This window comes from Bradyrhizobium sp. BRP19 (assembly GCF_020194195.1).
GTDB classification, from domain to species: Bacteria; Pseudomonadota; Alphaproteobacteria; order Rhizobiales; family Xanthobacteraceae; genus Bradyrhizobium; species Bradyrhizobium yuanmingense.
Genome location: NZ_JADYVZ010000005.1, coordinates 168,900 through 189,363, shown reverse-complemented (window position 1 = coordinate 189,363; position 20,464 = coordinate 168,900). Strand labels below are relative to the sequence as shown.

The 20,464-nt window shown below is 65.9% G+C and carries 21 protein-coding genes, 1 tRNA gene and 1 riboswitch; of the genes, 13 read left to right on the top strand and 9 right to left on the bottom strand.

Annotated elements, in window-relative coordinates:
- Positions 1 to 229: 229 nt before the first annotated feature.
- The 3 genes from I6F36_RS18400 (at position 230) to I6F36_RS18390 (ending at position 3,659) form a co-directional block, all read left to right on the top strand.
- A complete protein-coding gene (locus I6F36_RS18400) occupies positions 230 to 1,438 on the top strand; it encodes an aspartate aminotransferase family protein (protein ID WP_225171911.1) in 1,209 nt (402 codons plus the stop codon).
- Positions 1,438 to 2,373, top strand: coding sequence for an ornithine carbamoyltransferase (gene argF, locus I6F36_RS18395; RefSeq protein ID WP_036042744.1), 936 nt, complete (start codon positions 1,438 to 1,440; stop codon positions 2,371 to 2,373). Before I6F36_RS18400 ends, argF begins: the two co-directional genes overlap by 1 nt.
- A 278-nt stretch (positions 2,374 to 2,651) precedes the next feature.
- Positions 2,652 to 3,659, top strand: a complete 1,008-nt coding sequence (locus I6F36_RS18390) for an Hsp33 family molecular chaperone (protein ID WP_109142180.1) — start codon at positions 2,652 to 2,654, stop codon at positions 3,657 to 3,659.
- Positions 3,660 to 3,847: 188 nt separating this feature from the next.
- Here I6F36_RS18390 and apaG read toward each other — a convergent pair whose 3' ends face one another.
- A complete protein-coding gene (gene apaG, locus I6F36_RS18385; RefSeq protein WP_024337101.1) occupies positions 3,848 to 4,240 on the bottom strand; it encodes a Co2+/Mg2+ efflux protein ApaG in 393 nt (130 codons plus the stop codon).
- Positions 4,241 to 4,435: 195 nt separating this feature from the next.
- Between apaG and I6F36_RS18380 the strand changes: the two genes are divergently transcribed.
- The 3 genes from I6F36_RS18380 to I6F36_RS18370 are packed head-to-tail and all read left to right on the top strand — an operon-like array spanning position 4,436 to position 7,473.
- Entirely contained in the window at positions 4,436 to 5,692 is a 1,257-nt protein-coding gene (locus I6F36_RS18380; protein ID WP_035996371.1) for an OpgC domain-containing protein, read from the top strand.
- Complete coding sequence (locus I6F36_RS18375; RefSeq protein WP_036020422.1) at positions 5,692 to 6,471, top strand: lipolytic enzyme; 780 nt, start codon at positions 5,692 to 5,694, stop codon at positions 6,469 to 6,471. Before I6F36_RS18380 ends, I6F36_RS18375 begins: the two co-directional genes overlap by 1 nt.
- A gap of 12 nt (positions 6,472 to 6,483) precedes the next feature.
- Complete coding sequence (locus I6F36_RS18370) at positions 6,484 to 7,473, top strand: SGNH/GDSL hydrolase family protein (protein WP_225128477.1); 990 nt, start codon at positions 6,484 to 6,486, stop codon at positions 7,471 to 7,473.
- Between the two features lie 114 nt (positions 7,474 to 7,587).
- Here the strand turns inward: I6F36_RS18370 and I6F36_RS18365 are convergent, their stop codons facing one another.
- The gene (locus tag I6F36_RS18365) at positions 7,588 to 8,775 is read right to left on the bottom strand and encodes an O-succinylhomoserine sulfhydrylase (RefSeq protein ID WP_035996376.1); all 1,188 of its coding nucleotides are present in this window, start codon (positions 8,773 to 8,775) and stop codon (positions 7,588 to 7,590) included.
- A gap of 76 nt (positions 8,776 to 8,851) precedes the next feature.
- Positions 8,852 to 8,931, bottom strand: a riboswitch (SAM riboswitch).
- A gap of 111 nt (positions 8,932 to 9,042) precedes the next feature.
- On the opposite strand from I6F36_RS18365, the gene I6F36_RS18360 reads away from it, so the two are divergent.
- From I6F36_RS18360 to I6F36_RS18350, 3 genes are all read left to right on the top strand, one after another.
- Positions 9,043 to 10,149, top strand: a complete 1,107-nt coding sequence (locus tag I6F36_RS18360) for a 2'-deoxycytidine 5'-triphosphate deaminase (protein ID WP_035996377.1) — start codon at positions 9,043 to 9,045, stop codon at positions 10,147 to 10,149.
- A gap of 194 nt (positions 10,150 to 10,343) precedes the next feature.
- A complete protein-coding gene (locus tag I6F36_RS18355; RefSeq protein WP_225171910.1) occupies positions 10,344 to 11,396 on the top strand; it encodes a hypothetical protein in 1,053 nt (350 codons plus the stop codon).
- A gap of 365 nt (positions 11,397 to 11,761) precedes the next feature.
- Positions 11,762 to 13,204 (top strand): MATE family efflux transporter, encoded by a 1,443-nt coding sequence (locus I6F36_RS18350; protein WP_225171909.1) that lies wholly within the window; start codon positions 11,762 to 11,764, stop codon positions 13,202 to 13,204.
- Here the strand turns inward: I6F36_RS18350 and I6F36_RS18345 are convergent.
- The 5 genes from I6F36_RS18345 to I6F36_RS18325 all read right to left on the bottom strand — a co-directional run bounded on the left by I6F36_RS18345 (position 13,201) and on the right by I6F36_RS18325 (position 16,188).
- Positions 13,201 to 13,677, bottom strand: a complete 477-nt coding sequence (locus I6F36_RS18345) for a hypothetical protein (protein WP_225171908.1) — start codon at positions 13,675 to 13,677, stop codon at positions 13,201 to 13,203. The two genes, I6F36_RS18350 and I6F36_RS18345, sit on opposite strands and share 4 nt — an antisense overlap.
- Before the next feature lie 113 nt (positions 13,678 to 13,790).
- Positions 13,791 to 14,192 carry an SRPBCC family protein gene (locus tag I6F36_RS18340; protein ID WP_225128488.1) on the bottom strand — a complete coding sequence of 134 codons (402 nt, stop codon included), beginning with the start codon at positions 14,190 to 14,192 and terminating at the stop codon, positions 13,791 to 13,793.
- A gap of 150 nt (positions 14,193 to 14,342) precedes the next feature.
- A complete protein-coding gene (locus tag I6F36_RS18335; protein WP_035996395.1) occupies positions 14,343 to 14,702 on the bottom strand; it encodes a VOC family protein in 360 nt (119 codons plus the stop codon).
- Positions 14,703 to 14,760: 58 nt separating this feature from the next.
- Positions 14,761 to 15,600: a helix-turn-helix domain-containing protein gene (locus tag I6F36_RS18330; RefSeq protein WP_225171907.1), complete on the bottom strand. Its 840-nt coding sequence runs from the start codon at positions 15,598 to 15,600 to the stop codon at positions 14,761 to 14,763.
- Positions 15,601 to 15,609: 9 nt separating this feature from the next.
- Entirely contained in the window at positions 15,610 to 16,188 is a 579-nt protein-coding gene (locus I6F36_RS18325; RefSeq protein ID WP_036020437.1) for a methylated-DNA--[protein]-cysteine S-methyltransferase, read from the bottom strand.
- Positions 16,189 to 16,360: 172 nt separating this feature from the next.
- Between I6F36_RS18325 and I6F36_RS18320 the strand changes: the two genes are divergently transcribed.
- Positions 16,361 to 16,434 (top strand) — tRNA-Gly (locus I6F36_RS18320).
- A gap of 4 nt (positions 16,435 to 16,438) precedes the next feature.
- Here the strand turns inward: I6F36_RS18320 and I6F36_RS18315 are convergent.
- A complete protein-coding gene (locus I6F36_RS18315; protein ID WP_225171906.1) occupies positions 16,439 to 17,431 on the bottom strand; it encodes an alpha/beta fold hydrolase in 993 nt (330 codons plus the stop codon).
- Between the two features lie 170 nt (positions 17,432 to 17,601).
- On the opposite strand from I6F36_RS18315, the gene I6F36_RS18310 reads away from it, so the two are divergent.
- Both I6F36_RS18310 and I6F36_RS18305 read left to right on the top strand, forming a co-directional pair.
- Positions 17,602 to 18,183 (top strand): helix-turn-helix domain-containing protein, encoded by a 582-nt coding sequence (locus I6F36_RS18310; RefSeq protein ID WP_225153239.1) that lies wholly within the window; start codon positions 17,602 to 17,604, stop codon positions 18,181 to 18,183.
- A 24-nt stretch (positions 18,184 to 18,207) separates the two neighbouring features.
- Positions 18,208 to 18,681 carry a GNAT family N-acetyltransferase gene (locus I6F36_RS18305; RefSeq protein ID WP_225157563.1) on the top strand — a complete coding sequence of 158 codons (474 nt, stop codon included), beginning with the start codon at positions 18,208 to 18,210 and terminating at the stop codon, positions 18,679 to 18,681.
- 1 nt (position 18,682) lies between these two features.
- Here I6F36_RS18305 and I6F36_RS18300 read toward each other — a convergent pair whose 3' ends face one another.
- Entirely contained in the window at positions 18,683 to 19,210 is a 528-nt protein-coding gene (locus I6F36_RS18300) for a DUF1003 domain-containing protein (RefSeq protein ID WP_225171905.1), read from the bottom strand.
- A gap of 110 nt (positions 19,211 to 19,320) precedes the next feature.
- On the opposite strand from I6F36_RS18300, the gene I6F36_RS18295 reads away from it, so the two are divergent.
- Positions 19,321 to 20,394 carry a LacI family DNA-binding transcriptional regulator gene (locus I6F36_RS18295; protein WP_225171904.1) on the top strand — a complete coding sequence of 358 codons (1,074 nt, stop codon included), beginning with the start codon at positions 19,321 to 19,323 and terminating at the stop codon, positions 20,392 to 20,394.
- The last annotated feature ends 70 nt before the right edge of the window (positions 20,395 to 20,464 follow it).

Genomic DNA, 20,464 nt, shown 5'->3' with positions numbered 1-20,464 from the left:
CGACTCGCTTCCACATGTTCCGTGGTGAAAAACCCGCAAAATCGGCACCGCAAGACTACGGAATCAGCGTTTCGCGAGGCTTTCCGGGCGGCATTGACACCCGTCTTGCCAGGCATAAGATAGTGCCACGTGCCGCCCTTAAAAGGCGGCACGTTTCGTTTTCCGGGGCCGGTCGATGGTGCGTCGCGCAATGCATGCCTCACACCGTCCGCAACATTCAAGTGACGTCATGACTAACAGCGCAGCGCCGCATTTGCTCCCCGTTTTCGCCAGGGCCGACCTCGGTTTCGAGCGCGGCGAAGGCTGCTGGCTGATCGCGACCAACGGCGATCGCTATCTCGATTTCACCTCGGGTGTTGCGGTGAATGCGCTCGGCCATGTCCATCCCGCGCTGGTCAAGGCATTGCAGGAGCAGGCGACCAAGCTCTGGCACATGTCGAATCTGTTCCAGAGCCCTGACGGCGAGAAGCTCGCAAGCCGCCTCTGCAATGAGAGCTTTGCGGACTTCGTGTTCTTCTGCAATTCCGGCGCCGAGGCGCTGGAAGGCGTGATCAAGCTGGTGCGCCACCATCACTTCTCCAAGGGGCATCCGGAGCGTTACCGCATGATCACCTTCGAGGGTGCCTTCCATGGCCGCACGCTGGCGACGCTCGCCGCCACCGGCTCTGCGAAATATCTCGAGGGCTTCGGTCCGCCGATGGACGGCTTCGATCAGGTGCCGCACGGCGACCTCGACGCCGTGAAGAAGGCGAGTGGTCCGCACACCGCCGGCATTCTCATCGAGCCGATCCAGGGCGAGGGTGGCGTTCGTTCTGCACCTCACGCCTTCCTGAGGGCGCTGCGCGAACTCTGTAACGAGCGCGGCCTGTTGCTCGCCTTCGACGAGGTGCAGACCGGCATGGGCCGCACCGGCGAGCTCTTTGCCTACAAGCGCACCGGCGTCACACCGGATGTGATGTCGCTCGCCAAGGCGCTCGGCGGCGGCTTTCCGATCGGCGCGGTGCTGGCGACCGCGGACGCGGCGGCCGGCATGGGGCCCGGCTCGCACGGCTCCACCTTCGGCGGCAATCCGCTCGCGATCTCGGCTGCCAACGCCGTGCTCGATGTCATGCTCAAGCCCGGCTTCTTCGACCACGTGCAGAAGATGTCGCTGCTGCTCAAGCAGAAGCTCGCCTCCGTGATCGATCGTCATCCCGAAATCGTCAGCGAGGTGCGCGGCGAGGGCCTCCTGATCGGTATCAAAGCGGTGGTGCCCTCGGGCGATCTCGTCGCGGCGCTGCGCGCCGAAAAGCTGCTCACCGTCGGGGCCGGCGACAATGTCGTGCGCTTCCTGCCGCCCCTGATCGTCACGGAAGCGGAGATCGAGGACAGCGTCGGCCGGTTAGAGCGCGCCTGCGCTGCGATCTCCTCCAGCCAGACCAAGCGGGCGGCAAGCTGATGAGCACGACGCCCAACAAAGCTCCCAAGCACTTCCTGGACATCAACGAGCTGCCGCTCTCGGAGCTCAAGAGCATGCTCGCCGCCTCTTCGGCGATGAAGGCGAAGCAGAAGGCGCAGCAGCCGGTCAGGCCGCTCGAAGGCAAGACGCTGGCGATGATCTTCGAGCGTCCCTCGACCCGCACCCGCGTCTCGTTCGACGTCGGCATGCGCCAGCTCGGCGGCGAGGCGATCATGCTCACCGGCGCCGAGATGCAGCTCGGCCGCGGCGAGACCATCGCCGACACCGCGCGGGTTCTGTCGCGCTATGTCGACGCCATCATGATCCGCATCCTCAACCATGATGCGCTGCTGGAGCTTGCGGCCAACGCCACCGTGCCCGTCATCAACGGCCTGACGCGGCGTTCGCATCCCTGCCAGGTGATGGCCGACCTCATGACCTATGAGGAGCATCGTGGCCCGATCGAGGGCAAGACGGTGGCCTGGACCGGCGACGACAACAACGTGCTGGCGTCCTGGGCCCATGCCGCCGAGCGCTTCAAATTCCAGCTCAATGTCGCAACGCCGCCGGAGCTCGCACCGAAAAAGGCCATGCGCGACTGGATCAAGGCGACGGGCGCGCCGATCGTGCTCGGCACCGACCCCGAGGCCGCCGTGCGCGGCGCCGATTGCGTCGTCACCGACACCTGGGTGTCGATGGGCGACAAGGAGGGCGAGCACCGCCACAACGTGCTCAAGCCCTACCAGGTCAATGCCAAGCTGATGTCGCTGGCCAAGGCGGACGCATTGTTCATGCATTGCCTGCCGGCCCATCGCGGCGAGGAGGTCACCGACGAGGTGATCGACGGGCCGCAATCGGTCGTGTTCGACGAGGCCGAAAACCGCCTGCACGCGCAGAAGGGCATTTTGGCCTGGTGCTTCGACGCGGTGAAGTAGGCCCGCCAGAGGCCCCGCTGCGGCCTCACACGCAATTGTCGTCCCGGACAAGCGCGCCAAAAGCGCGCGCAGATCCGGGACCCATAACCACAGGAAGTCGTTTGGCGAAGAGTCGGAGTTGCCATCTCGCTCGATGACGTGGTCCTGTGGTTATGGGTCCCGGGCTCGCGCGTTGCGCGCCCCGGGACGACACCGAGCTTGCTGTAGCGTTGTGCACCCTCATCGCATCCGGAACGCGCCCCCTTCCATTTCCGCCCTCCGACCCCAGATAAAGCGCCATGGTTTCCCAGTCTCCTGACATGAACACCGGGCCTGAAGGCCCGGTTCGCGCGCCATCATCGGTTCCGATCGATGACGCCGTGCTGCCTTACGAGGTCGACGCGCTTGACGTGCGCGGGCGCCTGGTGCGGCTTGGCCCCGCGCTCGACGACATCCTCACCAAGCACGATTATCCCGCAGCCGTGGGCAAGCTGCTCGGCGAGGCCATCGTGCTGACGACGCTGCTCGGCTCGACGCTGAAATTCGAGGGCCGCTTCATTCTTCAGGCCCAGACCGACGGTCCGGTGTCGTTCCTGGTGGTCGACTACAAGGCCCCGGACCGCCTGCGCGCCTATGCGCGCTTTGACGCCTCGCGCCTGGGCACGGCCAAGGATTCCGGCACGCTGCTCGGCCGCGGCCATCTCGCCATGACCATCGACCAGGGCCCCGACATGAGCCGTTACCAGGGCCTGGTTGCGCTCGACGGCGGCAGCCTGGAAGACGCCGCCCACGAATATTTCCTGCGCTCCGAGCAGATCCCGACGCGCGTGCGCCTCGCGGTCGGCGAGGAGTGGCGCTCGAGCGACGGCGGCAAGCATCGCTGGCGCGCCGGCGGCATGCTGATGCAATTTCTGCCGAAGGCGCCGGAGCGCGCGCGGCAGGCGGACTTGCATCCCGGCGATGCGCCCGACGGCACCGAGGTGCACAGCGTCGCGGAAGACGATGCCTGGGTCGAGGCACGCTCGCTGATCGAGACGGTCGAAGACGTCGAGCTGATCGATCCCGAGCTCTCCGGCGAGCGGCTGCTCTACCGCCTCTTCCACGAGCGCGGCGTGCGCGTGTTCAATCCGCAGGTGCTCGAGGCGCGGTGCTCCTGCTCCCGCGATGCGGTCGCCGCGATGCTCAAGAGCTTCTCGCACGACGACCGCGCCGCCATGGTCAAGGACGACAAGGTCGTCGTCACCTGCGAGTTCTGCTCGTCGGTGTACCAGTTCACGCCGCACGAGGCGGGCGTCGAGGACGCCTGAGCCTACCCGCGTCGCTGCACTCGCAATGTCGAGTGGAGCAGTGCCACACGCGCGGTGTCATCGCCCGACTTGATCGGGCGATCCAGTACTCCGAGACGATGCTGATCGAAACGAGAGGCCGCGGCGTACTGGATGCCCCGGTCAAGCCGGGGCATGACAGTTGTGAGTGTTACGGCGAACTCGCCTCTCTAATTCAACACCCGCTTGTTGTCGGGGCTGTCCAGCGAAAACGTCGGCACGTCGATCTCGAAACGCTCGCCGGTTTCGCTGACCATCTGGTAGCGGCCGGTCATGAAGCCCGAGGCGGTCGAGAGCGGCACGCCGGAGGTGTATTCGAAGCGTTCGCCGGGGGCGAGGATCGGCTGCTCGCCGACCACGCCTTCGCCCTTCACCTCCTGCTGGCGGCCGGAGGCATCGGTGATGATCCAGTGCCGTGTCTTGAGCTGCACGGTCTCCTCGCCCGAATTGGTGATGACGATGGTGTAGGACCAGAAGTAGCGCGAGCGGTCGGCCGACGATTGCTCCGGAACAAAGTTCGGCTCGACGGTCACTTCGATCTGGCGGGTCACGGCGCGGTACATGGCTGTCATCATACCGAAATCCGCCCCGGGAACCAAACCCCCGCGGGCGCCTTGGCGACATCGTCCCGCCAGAATTGGCGGGAAAGCACACCATCGAGGGAGACACCCTGATGTGATCCGGACGCTTTGCGAGACGACAGCCGGACCATTACACTGCTTCAACGTCGCGATTTGCGGAAGGGTTTCCAGGCCCCGATGACCATTGCCGACCAAGTGACGGGATCGACCATCGCAGGAACCGCGGGCGCCAAGCCCGCAGGGACCAAGGCGCGCGCCGCAGCGCCGGCCATCACGCTGCCCGCCATCGGCGAGCGCGAGCTCCGGCTCGATCTGTTCCGCGGGCTCGCGCTGTGGCTGATCTTCATCGACCATCTGCCGCCCAGTCTGCTGACCTGGTTCACGATCCGCAATTACGGCCTCAGCGACGCCACCGAGATTTTCATCTTCATCTCCGGCTACACCGCCGCCTTCGTCTATGGCCGGGCCATGCTGGAGAGCGGCGTTCTCATCGCCACCGCGCGCATCCTGCGCCGGGTCTGGCAGATCTACGTCGCCCACGTCTTCCTGTTCACGATCTTCCTCGCCGAGATCTCCTATGTCGCGACCAGGTTCGAGAACCCGCTCTACACCGAAGAGATGGGCATCATGGACTTCCTCAAGCAGCCCGATGTCGTCATCGTGCAGGCGCTGCTGCTGCGCTTCCGTCCCGTCAACATGGACGTGCTGCCGCTCTACATCGTGCTGATGCTGGCGCTGCCGCTGATCCTGTGGTCGATGAAATGGCGGCCGGACGTCACGCTCGGGCTGTCGGTCCTGCTCTACGCGGTGACCTGGGAGTACGACCTTTACCTGTCGGCCTATCCGAACGGCTTCTGGGCCTTCAATCCTTTCGCCTGGCAATTGCTGTTCGTGTTCGGGGCCTGGTGCGCGCTCGGAGGTGCGCGTCGCATGTCGGGCATCCTGGCCTCGCCCGTGACGATGTGGATCTCGATCGCCTATCTCATCGCGGCGTTCTACGTGACCTTGACCTGGTACGTGCCCCAGCTCTCCCAGTTCATGCCGAAGCAGATCGAGCAATGGATGTATCCGATCGACAAGACCGACCTCGACGTGCTGCGCTTCGCGCACTTCCTGGCGCTGGCGGCGCTGACCGTACGCTTCCTGCCCCGCGATTGGCCGGGCTTGAAATCGCGCTGGCTGCGACCATTGATTCTATGTGGTCAGCATTCGCTCGAGATCTTCTGCCTCGGCGTCTTCCTGGCCTTTGCCGGCCATTTCGTCCTCGCCGAAATCTCCGGCGGGCCGGTCATGCATGCGTTGATTAGCCTCTCCGGAGTCCTGATCATGTGGGGGGTGGCCTGGGTCATTTCGTGGTACAAGCGTGTGGCTGACAAGAGCGGTGCGAAAACCAAAAACGCCGTCGGCAACGCCGATCTGGCGGGAGGGGGCTGATGAAGGCGAAGGTTCTCCTGAGCCTGGTCCTGCTATGCGGTAACCTCGCCGCGCCCACGGCGCGCGCGGGCGATGCCGCGTCTGCCGCATCCCCTATGCCTGCGGCCTGCGAACTGCCGTCCTATCTGCTGACCAGCGAAAGCCAGCTGCCCAAGGTCGCCGAGGCGATCAAGGCCGGCAAACCGCTCGACATCCTGGTGATCGGCAGCCGCTCGACCACGATTCCGTCGTCGGAGAGCAGCTCCTATCCGGCGCGCATGGAGGCGATCCTCAAGGAGAAACTGCCGCCCTCCGAGCCGGTGCACGTCTCCGTAGAAATACAGAGCAAGAAAACGGCAGAGGAGACCGCGTCCACCTTCGTTAAGCTGATGGAAGCAAAAACGCCTACTTTGGTCATCTGGCAGACCGGGACCGTGGATGCTATCCGATCCATCGATCCCGACGAATTTCGTAGCGCGGTGACCGACGGGGTTGTTGCGTTGCAAAAGGCAGGGGCGGACGTCGTCTTGATGAATTTGCAATATAGCCCGCGCACCGAGACCATGATCTCGGCGCAGCCTTTTCTCGATAATATGCGCGTCGTGGCACAGGAGCACGACATCCCGCTGTTCGATCGTTTCGCGATCATGCGGCAGTGGAATGAACAGGGTCAGTTCGACCTGTTCAACCCGTCCCGCGGGCCTGAGCTGGCGAAGCAGGTCCATGATTGCCTTGGCCGGGCGTTGGCACAGTTCGTGATTGACGCTGCTCATCTGGAGCCGGCCCAGCAGCAAAATTGAGGTCTAGCGTTAATGAGTTCTCTCCGCCCTTTTTGCCTGACGTCATGGCTAGCCGTGCCTGCAACAGCAGTGCTGTTGTTGCTGACGCCCGCCGCGCATGCGCAGACGCCGGCCGCTCAGCCGGCGACCCCCGCACCCTCCCAGTCGCCTGATCCCGCACCCGCTGCGCCGTCCCAGACCACCGTCGCCGCGAGGTCGCCCGAGCAGCGCGGCGTCACCTCGCGCGCCATCGACAAGGTGAAGGAGGTCGCGAAGTCCGCCGCCGACATCTTCAGCCGGGTGCCCTGCCTGCCGCCGAAGGGCGGCTCCAAGGCGATGGGCTCGCTGCCGCATGTCGCGAGCAAGCTGGCCGCCGGCCAGCCCGTCGTCATCGTCGCGTTCGGCTCCTCGTCGACTCAAGGGTTCGGCGCGAGCTCGCCGGAGTTCAATTACCCCAATCGTCTCGCCGCGCAGCTGCGCCGGCACTATCCGACCGCCGACATCAGCGTCATCAATGCCGGCGTCGGCGGCGAGGACGCCCCCGAGATGATGAAGCGTCTGCAGACGCAGGTGATCGACAGGCATCCGGATCTCGTGATCTGGCAAGTCGGCACCAACGCCGTGCTGCGCAATCTCGATCCTGCCGATACGGCCAAGCTGGTCGAGGACGGCATCAGCCGCATTCAGGCCGCCGGCGGCACCGACATCGTGCTGGTCGATCCGCAATATTCGCCGGCCGTCAACCAGCGCAAGGAGAGCGCCGGCAAGATGATCAAGCTGCTCGGCAACGTCGCCGAGCTCCGCAAGGTCGGCATTTTCCCGCGCTTCGAGGTGATGCGCGACTGGCACGAGAACCAGTCGATCCCGGTCGAGGGCTTCGTCATCGCCGACGGCCTGCACATGAACGATTGGGGCTATGCCTGCTTCGCCCAGCTGCTCGGCGACGACATCATCCGCTCCGTCGGCCAGATCAAGCTCGGTGTGAGCGTGCCCGCCGATGTGAGAACGTACCGGCCGATGTGAGAGGGCGCGTAGGGTGGGTTAGGCGAAGCCGTAACCCACCACTGTCTATCTCCGCGGATGCAGCAGAGGTGGATTACGCCTTCGGCTAATCCACCCTACGAGACCTCGCTTCCCTCACGCCTTCTCCAGCGCCGCGGTGAGATCCTCGATCAGGTCATCCGCGTGCTCGAGCCCCGCCGAGAAGCGGATAAATCCCTCGCTGATGCCGAGCGCGGCGCGGTCTTCCGGCTTGAGGCGCTGATGCGTCGTCGTCGCCGGATGCGTGACGAGGCTCTTGGCGTCGCCGAGATTGTTGGAGATCTTGGCAAGCTTCAATTCGTTGAGCACACGGAACGCCGCCGCCTTGCCGCCCTTCACCTCGAAGCCGACCAGCGTCGAGCCGCCGCGCATCTGCTTCTTCACCAGCGCCGCCTGCGGATGATCGGCGCGGCCGGGATAAACCAGCCGCGAAATCTTCGGATGGCTCGCCAGCACCTCGGCGACGCGCGCGGCATTGTCGGTCTGCGCGCGCACGCGCACGCCCAGCGTCTCCAGGCCCTTGAGCAGGACCCAGGCATTGAACGGCGAAATCGACGGGCCGGTCTGGCGCATGAAATTGTGGATGTGCTCGGCGATGAAGGCTTCCGAGGACAGGATGATGCCGCCGAGACAGCGGCCCTGGCCGTCGATGTGCTTGGTCGCAGAGTAGACGACGACGTCGGCGCCGAGCGCGAGCGGGCTCTGCCAGATCGGCGTCGCGAACACGTTGTCGACGACGAGCCGCGCGCCGCCCTTGTGCGCGATCTCGGCAATCGAGGGAATGTCGAGCACGTCCAGCGTCGGGTTGGTCGGGCTCTCCAGGAAGAACGTCTTGGTGTTGGGCCTCAGCGCGCGTTGCCACTGGTCGAGATCGAGCCCGTCGACCAGCGTGGCCTCGATGCCGTAGCGCGGCAACAGGTCCTGGATGACGTAGAGGCAGGAGCCGAACAGCGCACGGGAGGCGACCACGTGATCGCCGGCCTTGAGCGGCGCCAGGATCGCAGTCGTCACCGCCGCCATGCCGGTTGCCGCCGAGCGCGCGGCCTCGGCGCCTTCGAGCTCGATCATGCGGCGCTCGAACATTGCAATCGTCGGGTTGGAATAGCGCGAATAGATGAAGCCGGGATCTTCGCCCTTGAAGCGCGCCTCGCACTCCTCCGCGCTGGCGTAGACATAGCCTTGCGTCAGGAACAGCGCCTCCGAGGTCTCGCCATATTGCGAGCGCAGGGTGCCGGAATGGACCAGGCGGGTTTCGGGGCGATAAGTGGCAGACGACTTCGACATAGGACCCTCTCCGACATGACCGTCGAGGCGAAAACGGTCACAAAAAAACCGGCCTGGATATCTCCACGGGCCGGGATCACAGAGGTCCCCGGCCTGTTTAGCGACTTATTTAACGTGGCTGCAAGCCGGCCGGCTCAAATCACCACGGGATAAGTGATGCTCATATTCCGCAATGCCCTTTCCGTCAAGGCGTCCATCGGATAGCCGTAAAAGACTTGTATTTCCGGCATGTCCGGATGCATTCGGCCCCTGATGAGGACCCCCCGGTTGACGTTCACGGTCGCCGCCGACGCCAATGGTATCCTGCCCGACCGCATGATCGCGGCGATGGCGGAAGAAGGTCTCATCCTGCCCGCCTACGACTTCGTCGAGAGCCAGATCCAGCCGGCGAGCCTCGATCTGCGCCTCGGTGACATCGCCTATCGCGTCCGTGCCAGCTTCCTCCCCGGGCCCGGTGCCACCGTGGCCGAGCGCATCGACGAGCTGAAGCTGCACGAGTTCAGCCTCGCCGACGGCGCGGTGCTCGAGACCAACTGCGTCTACATCGTGCCGCTGCTCGAGAGTCTGGCCCTGCCGCCGGAGATCGTCGCTGCCGCCAATCCGAAGAGCTCGACCGGCCGGCTCGACGTCTTCACCCGCGTCATCGCCGACGGCACCCGCCGCTTCGACATGATCGGCGCCGGCTATCACGGCCCGCTCTACGCCGAGATCAGCCCGAAGACGTTTCCTGTGCTGGTGCGCGAGGGCTCGCGTCTCAGCCAGGTGCGCTTCCGCACCGGCGATGCCATCCTCAATGCCGACGAGCTCGATGCGCTGCACGCCAGCGAGCGTCTCGTCGACATCGACGATGCCGATCTCTCGGGCGGCGTTGCCGTCTCGGTCGATCTCTCCGGCGAGAAGGCGAGCGGCTTCGTCGGCTATCGCGCCAAGCGCCACACCGGCGTCGTCGATGTCGACCGCCGCGCGGGCTACGCGGTGGAGGATTTCTGGGAGCCGATCTCGGCGCGTCCCGACGGCAGCCTGATCCTCGACCCCGGCGAGTTCTACATCCTCGCCTCCAAGGAAGCGGTGCAGGTGCCGCCCGACTACGCCGCTGAGATGGTGCCGTTCGACCCCCTAGTCGGCGAATTCCGCGTGCACTATGCCGGCTTTTTCGATCCCGGCTTCGGCTATGCCGGCGCTGGCGGGCTGGGATCGCGCGCCGTGCTGGAGGTGCGCTCGCGCGAGGTGCCGTTCATCCTCGAGCACGGCCAGATCGTCGGCCGCCTCGTCTACGAGAAGATGCTGGCCCGCCCCGACGCGATGTACGGCCAGCGCATCGGCTCGAATTACCAGGCGCAAGGCCTGAAGCTCAGCAAGCATTTCAGGGTGTAGTGCTAACCTCACCCACCGCTGTCATTCCCCGCGGAGGCGGGGAATCCAGTACGCCGCGGCCTCTCGATTCAAGCATGACCATCTCGGAGTACTGGATCGCCCGCCTTCGCGGGCGATAACACCGAGAGCGCGTCCGGTTGCGTCACCCGATCCGCGATGACACACTCCCGCAAAACAACAAGCCGGGAGCGAACATGACTATCGCACCAGACCTCGCGCAGCACGCGCAATGGAAGCGCTGGCGCGCCGTCGCCGATCTCTATCACGCTTACTTCACCGGGCTGATCCTCACCGTCGTCACGCGCCGCGGCACGGCGGATGCCGCAGAATTCGTCTTCCGCGTGTTTCGTCGCCAGCAGCAGGAGCGTTTCCTGCCGGGGCTCAAAAAGCTCGGGATCGACCATCTGCCGCCGGCGGTCGCGGCTGCGCAATATCACTATCTCTCCAACTGGATCGGCGGCGTGCATGTCGAATACATGTACGAGAGCGACACCAAGGCTTGGATCCGCTATCCGCCGCCGCGCTGGATCTGGAAGGGCACTGCGATCTGTGGCGTGCCGGGCGAAGTCTCACGCGCCATGCTGCGCGGCTGGCACGCCAACAATGGCGCAGCCCTCGGCGATCTCAGGCTCGGCTTCGTCTGCACCAAGCAGAGCGTCGACGGCCAGGACGGGCTCGAAGGCTATTACCATCTCTACGACCATCCGCTCGAGCTCGACCAGCGCCTCGTATTCGCGCGGCACCTGGAAGCGCCTTTGTTCGATGCGAAGACGGCGCCCGCCTTGCCGGTCGCGAGCTGGCCAAGACCGCGGCTGGAAAAGGCCTATCGCAATTACGCGATGGAATATGTCCGCACCGCCGCGCCCGTGATGGTGCAGCTGTTCGGCCCGGAGGATGCCGGCTATCTGCTGCACCTCACCGGCAAGCTGATCGGCATGCAATATTTCAACGAGGTCGCCGCGGCGCTGGTGACGACCCGCGGCAGCGCGCGAGAATTCGCATCGTTCCTGAACGCGCTGCTCGCCGCGCAGGATGATGCGGCCGAGATGACGCAATCGGAAGGCACGTTCGAGATCCGCCAGCAGAGCTGGAAGCTGATGGACGACGTCGCCGATTATCATCGCGCCTGCGCCAAGGTGCTGGAGGGATTGTTCGAAGGGCTCGCCGCAGGCTGCGGCCGGCACATCGGCGTGCAGATGCGCACCGCGGTAGGCGGGCGCCCACCGCTGGTGTGGACCATCGGTTAGGCGACGGCCGCAGCGGGCCTCACCTCGCCCCGCTTGCGGGGAGAGGTCGGATTGCATCGAAGATGCAATCCGGATGAGGGGGAGTCTCCGCGAGTCCAGCTCTCGCCGTCTTCGCGAATAGAGCCCCTCACCCCGACGCTCTCGGCGCGAGCAAGGCTCGTCGCGGCCCCGTAAGAACGGGGAGAGGGAGAAGAACGAATTCCACCGCTTGAAATGCGCTGCCGCAGGGCACGCCTGCATCGGGCGCAGGCAGAATCGGAGCACGCCGTGCTAACACGCCTCAGCCGCGCCATTCGCGCGAACGACGCCATTGGCACACCAAGTGATTGCTGCGCTGCAAACGGCGCCTGCGCCCGGGAGAGGACATGTCCGACATCGCCGAAATCCCGGTCGATGAGCAAGAGCGCCCACTGCCGCCGCCTCCGCCGCCGATCAGAAGCGCCCTGACCGAGGGGCCGATTCTGCGCACGCTGCTGTCGCTCGCCTGGCCGAACGCGATCGGTCTGTCGGCCGGCATTTGCGTGGTGATCGCCGAGACCTCCTATGTCGGCCGGCTCGGCGTCGAGGCGCTGGCGGCGATGGCGCTGGTGTTTCCGACGATCATTCTGACCATGACGATGTCCGGCGGCGCCATGGGCGGCGCGGTGGCCTCGGCCATCGCGCGTGCGCTCGGCGCCGGCAATCGCGAGCGCGCCGGCACATTGGCCGTGCACGCGATGCTCATCGGCATCAGCTTCGGATTCGTCTTCATGCTGGGCATGTTGATCTTCGGGCCGAGGCTGCTCGAGATGCTCGGCGGCCGCGGCAATGTGCTGACGCATGCGATCGCCTACACGCAGGTGTTCTTCGGCGGCGCCGTGCTGCCCTGGCTGCTTAACACCATGGCGGGCATCTTGCGCGGTACCGGCAACATGAAGCTGCCGTCGTTCCTGATCCTCAACTCCGCGGCCTGGCAGATCGTGCTCGGCGGCACGCTCGGTCTCGGGCTCGGGCCAGTGCCGCAGTTCGGCATGCGCGGCGTCGCCGCTGGCGCGCTGATCGCCTACACTATGAACATCGGCATCATGAGCTGGTACCTGTTCTCCGGCCGCGCGCGGATCACGCTGAAGCTGCGCGGCCTGCGCATCCAATGGGCGATGTTCTTCGACATCCTCAAGGTCGGCGCCATCGCCTGCTTCTCGCCGCTGCAATCGGTGCTGACGATCTCGATCTTCACGCACATGCTGGCGCAGTTCGGCACTGCGATCCTCGCCGGCTACGGCGTCGGCGCGCGGCTCGAATTCCTGCTGACCTCGATCGCATTCTCGTTCGGCATCGCCTGCGTGCCGATGGTCGGGATGGCGATCGGCGCCGGCCGCATCGCGCGGGCCCGGCGCATCGCCTGGACCGCCAGCGTTGCTGCTTTCGTGGCGGTCGGCGTGCCGGCGTGCCTCGTTGCGATCTTCCCCGATCTCTGGGTCAACATGTTCACCGACAGTGTGGCGGTGCGCGCGGCGAGCCATCAATATCTTTCGACCGTCGGGCCGTTCTACGCCTTCTTCGGCCTGGCAACGACGATGTATTTCTCCTCGCAAGGCGCGGCCAAGGTGATCGGGCCCGTGCTGGCGCAGACCGCGCGGCTGATCTACATCGCCGGAATCGGCTGGTGGCTGTCGAGGCACGGCGCCAGCGCGCAGAGCTTCTTCTGGCTCGCCGCGAGCTCGATGGTCGTGCTCGGCCTCTTGTCGTGCTCCAGCGTCGTGCTGACACGCTGGGGACCGCGCGAGACGAAGCCTGCGATCAAGCCGGCGCTTTCGGCTGCGGACTAGCGACGCTTGTGGCGGCGATGGCCGCCGCCGTTATTGGCGAGACGCATCAATTGCGGGATCATCGCCATCATGTCGCTGCCGCCGCTGCCGCCGAGCATGCCCATGATGTCGCCGCCGCCCATGCTGCCGATCCCGACCGGCATGGTGCCGCCGCCCATCGGCGCGTAACCGCCGTAGCTCGGTGCACCGAATCCGCCGCCGAAATTGTCGCCGCCCATCATGCCGCCGAGCCCGCCGCCGCCGTTCTCCATCATGCGGCTCATCATCGGGCCCATGGTCTGCATCAGCATGGCGAAGCGGCGCTTGCCCATCTTCGCCTTCATCATCTCCAGCATCGGCGCCATCCGGGTCATCATGTCCTCGCCGCCGGCACCGCCGCCGCCGAGGAATTGCGCCTTTGCCGGCACGCTCGAGATTGAAAACAGCAGCAGCATCGCGGCCGCCTGGCAGATCACCTTGTCCGCACCTCTCATGGCATGCTCCTCGCGTGCGTGGCGCCGCCGGGAGAGCAGAGCCGACCGGACGCACGCGGGCATGGTTACGGCCGGCGAGGACGGGCTTCTGTGAGAAAACTCACAGTGAACGATCAGGCTGCCGCGGGCGGAAACGCCTTGTGCATGGCGGCCACCGCCTCCTTGGTTTGCCCCTGAACGTAGGGCGCGAGCTCGTTCGGCAGCATGTCGATGATCCAGACGAGGCGGCAGCTCGCCTCGCCCTCGGCAATGACCTGCACCGAGGCGCTGTAATGCCTCAGCCGCTCGTTGCTGATGGCATAGACGAGGCGCCGCCGCGTATCGTCGCAATCGACCAGCACCTCGCGCGCGACCGAGCCGTTGGCAAAGGTGACGATGCGCGCATCGCCGTCGAGCGTGCACGCGGTGACGAAGCCCGGCACCAGCCGCCGATGCAGCGCGCCGAAATCGCGCACCGCGTCCCAGACGTCGCGCGCGGAGGCGGGGAGGGAGATGTCGTTGTGGATGGAGGCCATGATCTCTCCTGGAATGCGTAGGGTGGGCAAAGGCGCGCTCTTCGCGCGCCGTGCCCACCATTCATCGGGCGTTGTCGCGAGCAATTGGTGGGCACGCTACGCTTCGCCCACCCTACGCGATCTCGCAATGACGGAGCGAGTGGCTAGCGCTCACACACAAACCGCCTCGACATTGTTGCCATCAGGGTCGATCAGAAACGCGGCGTAGTAGGTCGGGCTGTAATCCCTGCGTGGGCCGGCGCCGCCATTGTCGCGACCGCCGCTCTTCAGCCCTTCGCTATGGAACGCCTTGACTGCGTCGTGATCCTTGGCGCGAAACGCGATATGCGCACCATCTGCCTTGCGGCCCTTGTTCAGGTGCAGCCACAGCGCCGGCTCGCCCTTCGGCCCGAAACCGGCATAACCGTCGCCGCTCGAGCACAGGACAAAACCGAGCGGCGCCAGCACCGCGCTGTAGAAGCGCGTGGCGGCGTCGAGGTCGGCAACGCGCAATCCGATGTGGTCGTACATGTTCGTCTCCATTGCGAAGAAGCGTGCCGCGAAGGGCACGCGCCGGAGACGACCCTAGTCAGTTGAGGGCAAGCTGCTCTTGGAGAATCTTGCGCTCCCCCTTCGACGCCTGCCGGAACTTGGTCGGCGACACGCCGGCGGCGCGATGGAAGGTGCGGACGAAATTGGAGAGATCGCCGAAGCCGACGTCATAGGCGATATCGGTGACGGCGATGTCCTCGTCAGCGAGCAGCCGTGCCGCGTGGCGCAGCCGGGAGCGCACCAGATATTGATGCGGGGTGACACCGAGCACGGCCGAGAACAGCCGCAGGAAATGAAACGGGCTCAATCTCGCCTGCTTGGCTGCTTGCTCGAGGTCGAGCTCGGCATGCGAGTTATCGTCGATCCACAGCGCCGCCTCCACCGCGCGGCGGCGGTCGCGTGCGGTGGGAGTGGCCGGCTTGCGCGCTTTGCCCGAGACGGCGTCGACAAAACGGCCGGCCAGGATCTGGCCGATCTCGTCGAGGCCGAGATCGCTGTTGCCTTCTGCTGCCGTCTGGGCCAGCTCGCCCAGCACCATCAGCTCGGGCAGCGGCGGCGTTGCGCCGATCTGCCAGACCTCGCGCCGCCCGCCGAGGGCGTCGACCAGGTCCTCGCTGAAGAAGAAGCCGAGGCAGACGTCGCCGGACACGTGCTCATGCGTGCAGGTGTATTCCTCGCCGGGGGCGCCGATCAGCATCGAGCCCGCCACCAGCTCGAAGAAGCCGGCGCGGCAATGGCAGCCGAAGCTGCCGGAGCGCACATAGGCGATGGAATGGCCGGTGCGGCATTCCGCAAACGGCCTGTCGTCCGGTCCCGCATCGCAGCGAAACTCGGAAGCCGTGATCGAGGGCGTCGTCAGCAACGTGGTGGCGTGCATCCCGCGTATTTAGGTAGGCGCGCGGGGCGGAGCAACCGGCAGCAGCACCTCGAACAGCGTCTTGCTGGCGATGGGATGGGCCCCTTCCAGCGCCAGCAGCCGCCGCTTGGAGATCACGCCGCCATAGGGCGAGAGCCGGTCAGTGTAATTGCCAGCCTCCAGCACCCGGTGGCTGGGCACGATCAGCATGAAGGGATTTTTCGCAATCGCCTGCGCCACGGAATAGGACGCGCCGGAGGCGCCCAGCGCCCGGGCGACCTCGTGATAGGTGCGTGTCTCTCCGCGCGGAATGCTGCAGGTGTACTCGTAGACGCGCCGGTCGAAGCCGGGCACCCCGCCGGCGTCCAGGCTGACCTCGGAGAAGTCGGGATCGTGACCTTGCAGCAGGCCCGTGATGCCCTCGATCGCAAGCTCAGCGTTCTCGGACGGGCGCTGCTCCCGCGCCTCGGGATGGACCTGGAAAATCCGGCGGCGGGTGTCGATCTCCCGCGCCTCCGGCAATTGCACGGCGACCACGCCGGTGCCGCTCCAGATGATGCCGCAACGGCCGATGGCCGTATCGAATATCGCGTAAGCCCGCCCCACCATGCACACGCCCCACTCAGTGCACGTTTCTCTCCGGAGAAGCGATCATAACACCGCCACAATCCGGCGCACCTGGAATCTTATCAGGACGTTAACAACCGCCCCGCTGGTCGCGCCAAACCGCTTGGCGGCAGGCGCCGTCTCGGCTAATCAAGAGGGGCGCAAAGCGCACATCGCGGGCGTAGTTCAATGGTAGAACGGCAGCTTCCCAAGCTGCATACGAGGGTTCGATTCCCTTCGCCCGCTCCAGCCCTTAGTTCGGCAGGCTTCTCAGAAACTGGACGATCGCCGCGTTCACCTCCGCCGGCCGCTCCTGCTGCGTCCAATGTCCGCAGCCGGGCAGCATCTTGATTTCGCGCAGCTGCGGCACCCATTGCTTCATGTTGGCGAGATGTTCGGCGGCACCGGGGAAGGCGATGACCATGTCATGGTCGCCGGCGACGAAGAGCGAGGGCACCACCACCTGCATGCCCTCGAATGCTGCCATCAGCTCCCAATTGCGATCGATGTTTCGGTAGTAATTGAGCGGCCCGCGAAAGCCGCTGCGCTCAAATTCGGCAGCGTAGTGGTCGAGTTCGGCGGCACTCAGCCAGGACGGTAGCGGCACCGGCACCTTCGGCAGCATGCCGCTCTTGCGGGAGACCATGCCGACCGCGACGGTCCGCCCTTGACGCTCGGCATTGGCGCGGATCGCGGTCGCCCCTTCGCCGGAGCCGCCGAAGAGCATGGCGCCGAGCGTTGCGCGAGGATCCCGCTCGAACTCCGCTTCGGCGATACCTGGCTCCTGGAAGTACAGCTGATAGAACTGCGCATCCGCCGTCTGCGGCATGACGCTCGTCGGCCGCACGGGACTGCGCGGCCGATACGGTACGCTGAGGATCGCGGCGGCCCGGAAGCGATCGGGCCGCAGGCGCGCCGTGTGCCAAGCGATTGTCGCGCCCCAGTCATGTCCAACGATGACGGCGTCCTTTGCCTCGAACGCGTCGAGCACGCCGACGAGATCGCCGACCATATGGAGGATCGTGTATTGATCGATCGCTTCGGGCCGGTCGCTCTTTCCGTAGCCGCGCATATCCGGTGCGACCGCGTGGTAGCCAGCCGCCGCCAGCGCCTCGAGTTGATGCCGCCAGGAGTACCAGCCTTCCGGAAAGCCATGGCAGAGCAGCACCATAGGCCCGTCGCCCTGCTCGGCGACATTGAGGCTGATGCCGTTGGCTTTGATCCTCCGCTGCGTCGGGCCATCCATTCGTCGCCTCCGATTTTTTGTGGTTGGGGCGCATCCTAATCGGGCGTACGGCCTGCGCAAAATTTCTAATATATTGGACTGCCGCTCCCGGCGTGTGCCTCCGCGCGCGCTAAGCTTCTCTCACCCCGGCGGATGCGGTCCTTGTATCGGGCGATGTTCGGATGAAACCCATGGACCAGCAAAAACTCGATCGCGCCATCGGTCGGCGCCTGAAGACGCTGCGGACGCAGGCCGGAATGACGTTGAACGAGCTTGCAGGCCGCTCCGGCGTCAGCCGGGCCATGATCGGGCGGGTGGAGCGGGCACAGAGCAGTGCGACGGCGGCGCTGCTCAACAAGCTCTGCGCGGCGCTCGACGTCACGCTCAGCGATGTCGTCGCGCTCACCGAGAAGCCGCCGGAGCGCCTGGTGCGGCTGGCGGACCAGCCGCTCTGGCGCGACCCCGACAGCGGCTATCGCCGGCGGCACGCCTCGCCGCCGGATGCGGCCAGCGGCATCGAGATCATCGTGGTCGACCTTCCCGCCGGCGCGCGCGTCTCCTACAGCCCCTGGGGCCGCAACGCCTTCACCCAGCAGCTCCTGATGCTGGAGGGCGCCATCGCTGTGCATATCGACGCCAAGGCGGTGCGGCTGCGCGAGGGCGATTGTCTGGATTTCGACGTGATGCGCGCGGTGATCTTCGAGAACGAAACCAAGCAGGACGCGCGCTACGTCATCATCGTCAGGCGCGGCGCGTCCTACGGCAAGATGTGAGGGCAAAGCGTGGAGACGAGCACGATGCAGATCCGGACCGGCGACACCTCTGATGCGCGCGTCGTCGCGCTGCTCGATCATCACGTCACGGCCGCGCGGGCGCAGACGGCGCCGGGCAGCGCCCATGCGCTCGATCTCGCGGGCCTGCGTGCGCCAGAGGTCGCGTTCTGGACCGGCTGGGACGGCGAGACGCTGGTCGCCACCGGCGCGTTGAAGACGCTTTCGACTGGCCACGGCGAGGTCAAGTCGATGCACACGCTGCAGACCGCGCGCCGGCGCGGCTATGGCGGCCAGATGCTGCGCCACATCATCGCGGAAGCCCGCGGGCGCGGCATGACGCGGCTCAGCCTCGAGACCGGCTCGTGGGACTATTTCAAGCCGGCACACGCACTCTATCTGGCGCACGGTTTCGTCGCATGCGGCCCGTTCGAAGGTTATGTCGATGATCCCAACAGCCTGTTCCTGACGCTGGAGCTGTCGGCGCCAGGCCGTCGATAGCTCAAGAGCGCGTCTCCTCGATCTTGTCGAGCACGCGCTCGGGGGCGATGTCCCGGGCCGCCTCCTGCAGGTCGCGCTCCGCGTCCGGCTTGACGTCGAGCCGCTCGGCGACCTGAGTGAGCAGGCGGGCCACCTTGGTCAGCTCGTGCTCGGCGAGCAGGCTGATCTGGAGATCGAGATCGGCGCGCTTGTCGGCCGCCGCGGTCATGCGGTTCTGCGAGATCAGCACGAAGGTGGAGAGGAAGATCGCCTCCACCGAGGCGATCATCGCCAGCATGACGAAGCTCTCGTCCCAGGCCGGAATTCCCGGAATCCAATGCAGGTTGGCGATGATCCAGAACCCGAACAAGGCGAGGTGCAGGTAGACGAAGATCATGCTGCCGGTGAAGGCCGTGATCGCGTCCGCGACCTTGTCCTGGCCGCGTGCCGCCTGCTGCTCGCGGCGCCGCCGCGCCACCAGCGCCTGGATGTTGCGCTCGAGCGTCGGGCTCAGCCCCTCGCCGGGATCATGGGTGATGTCGTTATGCACGCCCCGGCAACGGTCCGCTCGCGGAGCCGTTCCTGGAAGGGGAAGCAAAAAGACCGACCCCCTCATCAAATGAGTTGCGTACCTCAAAACACCTCTGCTAGCCTTCAGCCATGGCCGAGACCTTGACCCCGACTGTGCTGACGCTGAAGGACATCGCCCGCGAGGCCGGTGTCAGCCTCGCCACGGTCGATCGCGTGCTGCACAACCGGCCGGGGGTCCGCCCGGATACGGTCCGGCGCGTCAAGGACGCCATCGCCCGCAATTCGTTCCAGCCGCATGTGGCGGCCGCCGAGCTCGCGCGCGGCCGGGCCCGCCGCTTCGCCTTCGTGATGCCGTCGGGCTCGAACCCGTTCATGCAGCAGATCGAGGCCTATCTCGGCGAGATGGCGGGCTGGCTGTCGGCCCGCCGCCTCAATGTCGAGATGATCGCAACCGACGTGTTCGAGCCCGCCGCGCTCGCGGCCTCGCTCGAGGCGCTGTCCGGCGACTATGACGGCGTCGCCGTGGTGGCGCTGGACCATCCGAGCGTCCGCGCCGCCATCAATGACCTCGTCGATGCCGGCGCCAAGGTCGTGACGCTGGTCTCGGATGTGCCGTCCTCGCGCCGCCACCATTATGTCGGCATCGACAACATCGCCGCGGGCCGCACCGCCGGCGCGCTGGTCGGGCGCCTGGTCGGCCAGAGGTCCGGCAAGGTCGCGATCGTCGCGGGCTCGCAGGGCCTGCGCGACCATGCCGAGCGCATCTTCGGCTTCAACCAGGTGATGGCGACGGAATTCCCCGATCTCAGCGTGCTGCCGGTGCTGGAAGGGCGCGATGAAGATGATCGTTCGGAGCAGCTGCTGGCGCGGCTGCTCGGCAAGCATGGCGACATCGTCGGTCTCTACAACGTCGGCGCCGGCACGCAGGGCGTCGCCAAAGCGCTGAACAGCAAGGCGTTGAACGACAAGGCCTCTGGCGCGGCCGGGCGTGACAAGCAGGTGGTGTTCGTCGGACACGACGTCACCGCGCTGACGCGCCGCTTGCTACTGCAGGGCGTGATGGATGCCGCGATCTCGCAGAACCCCGGACATGAAGCGCGCGCGGCCGTCCGCGTGCTGCTCGCGCTCGCCCGCGGCGAGCCGATCTTGAGTGAACAGGAGAAGATCCGGATCGACATCGTGATGCGGGACAATCTGCCCTAGCGGCAGGTGAACTTGGAAACGGGACCGCCAGCGGGGAAAAGCGACGCAAGATCGCTCTCCCGCGGCAGGC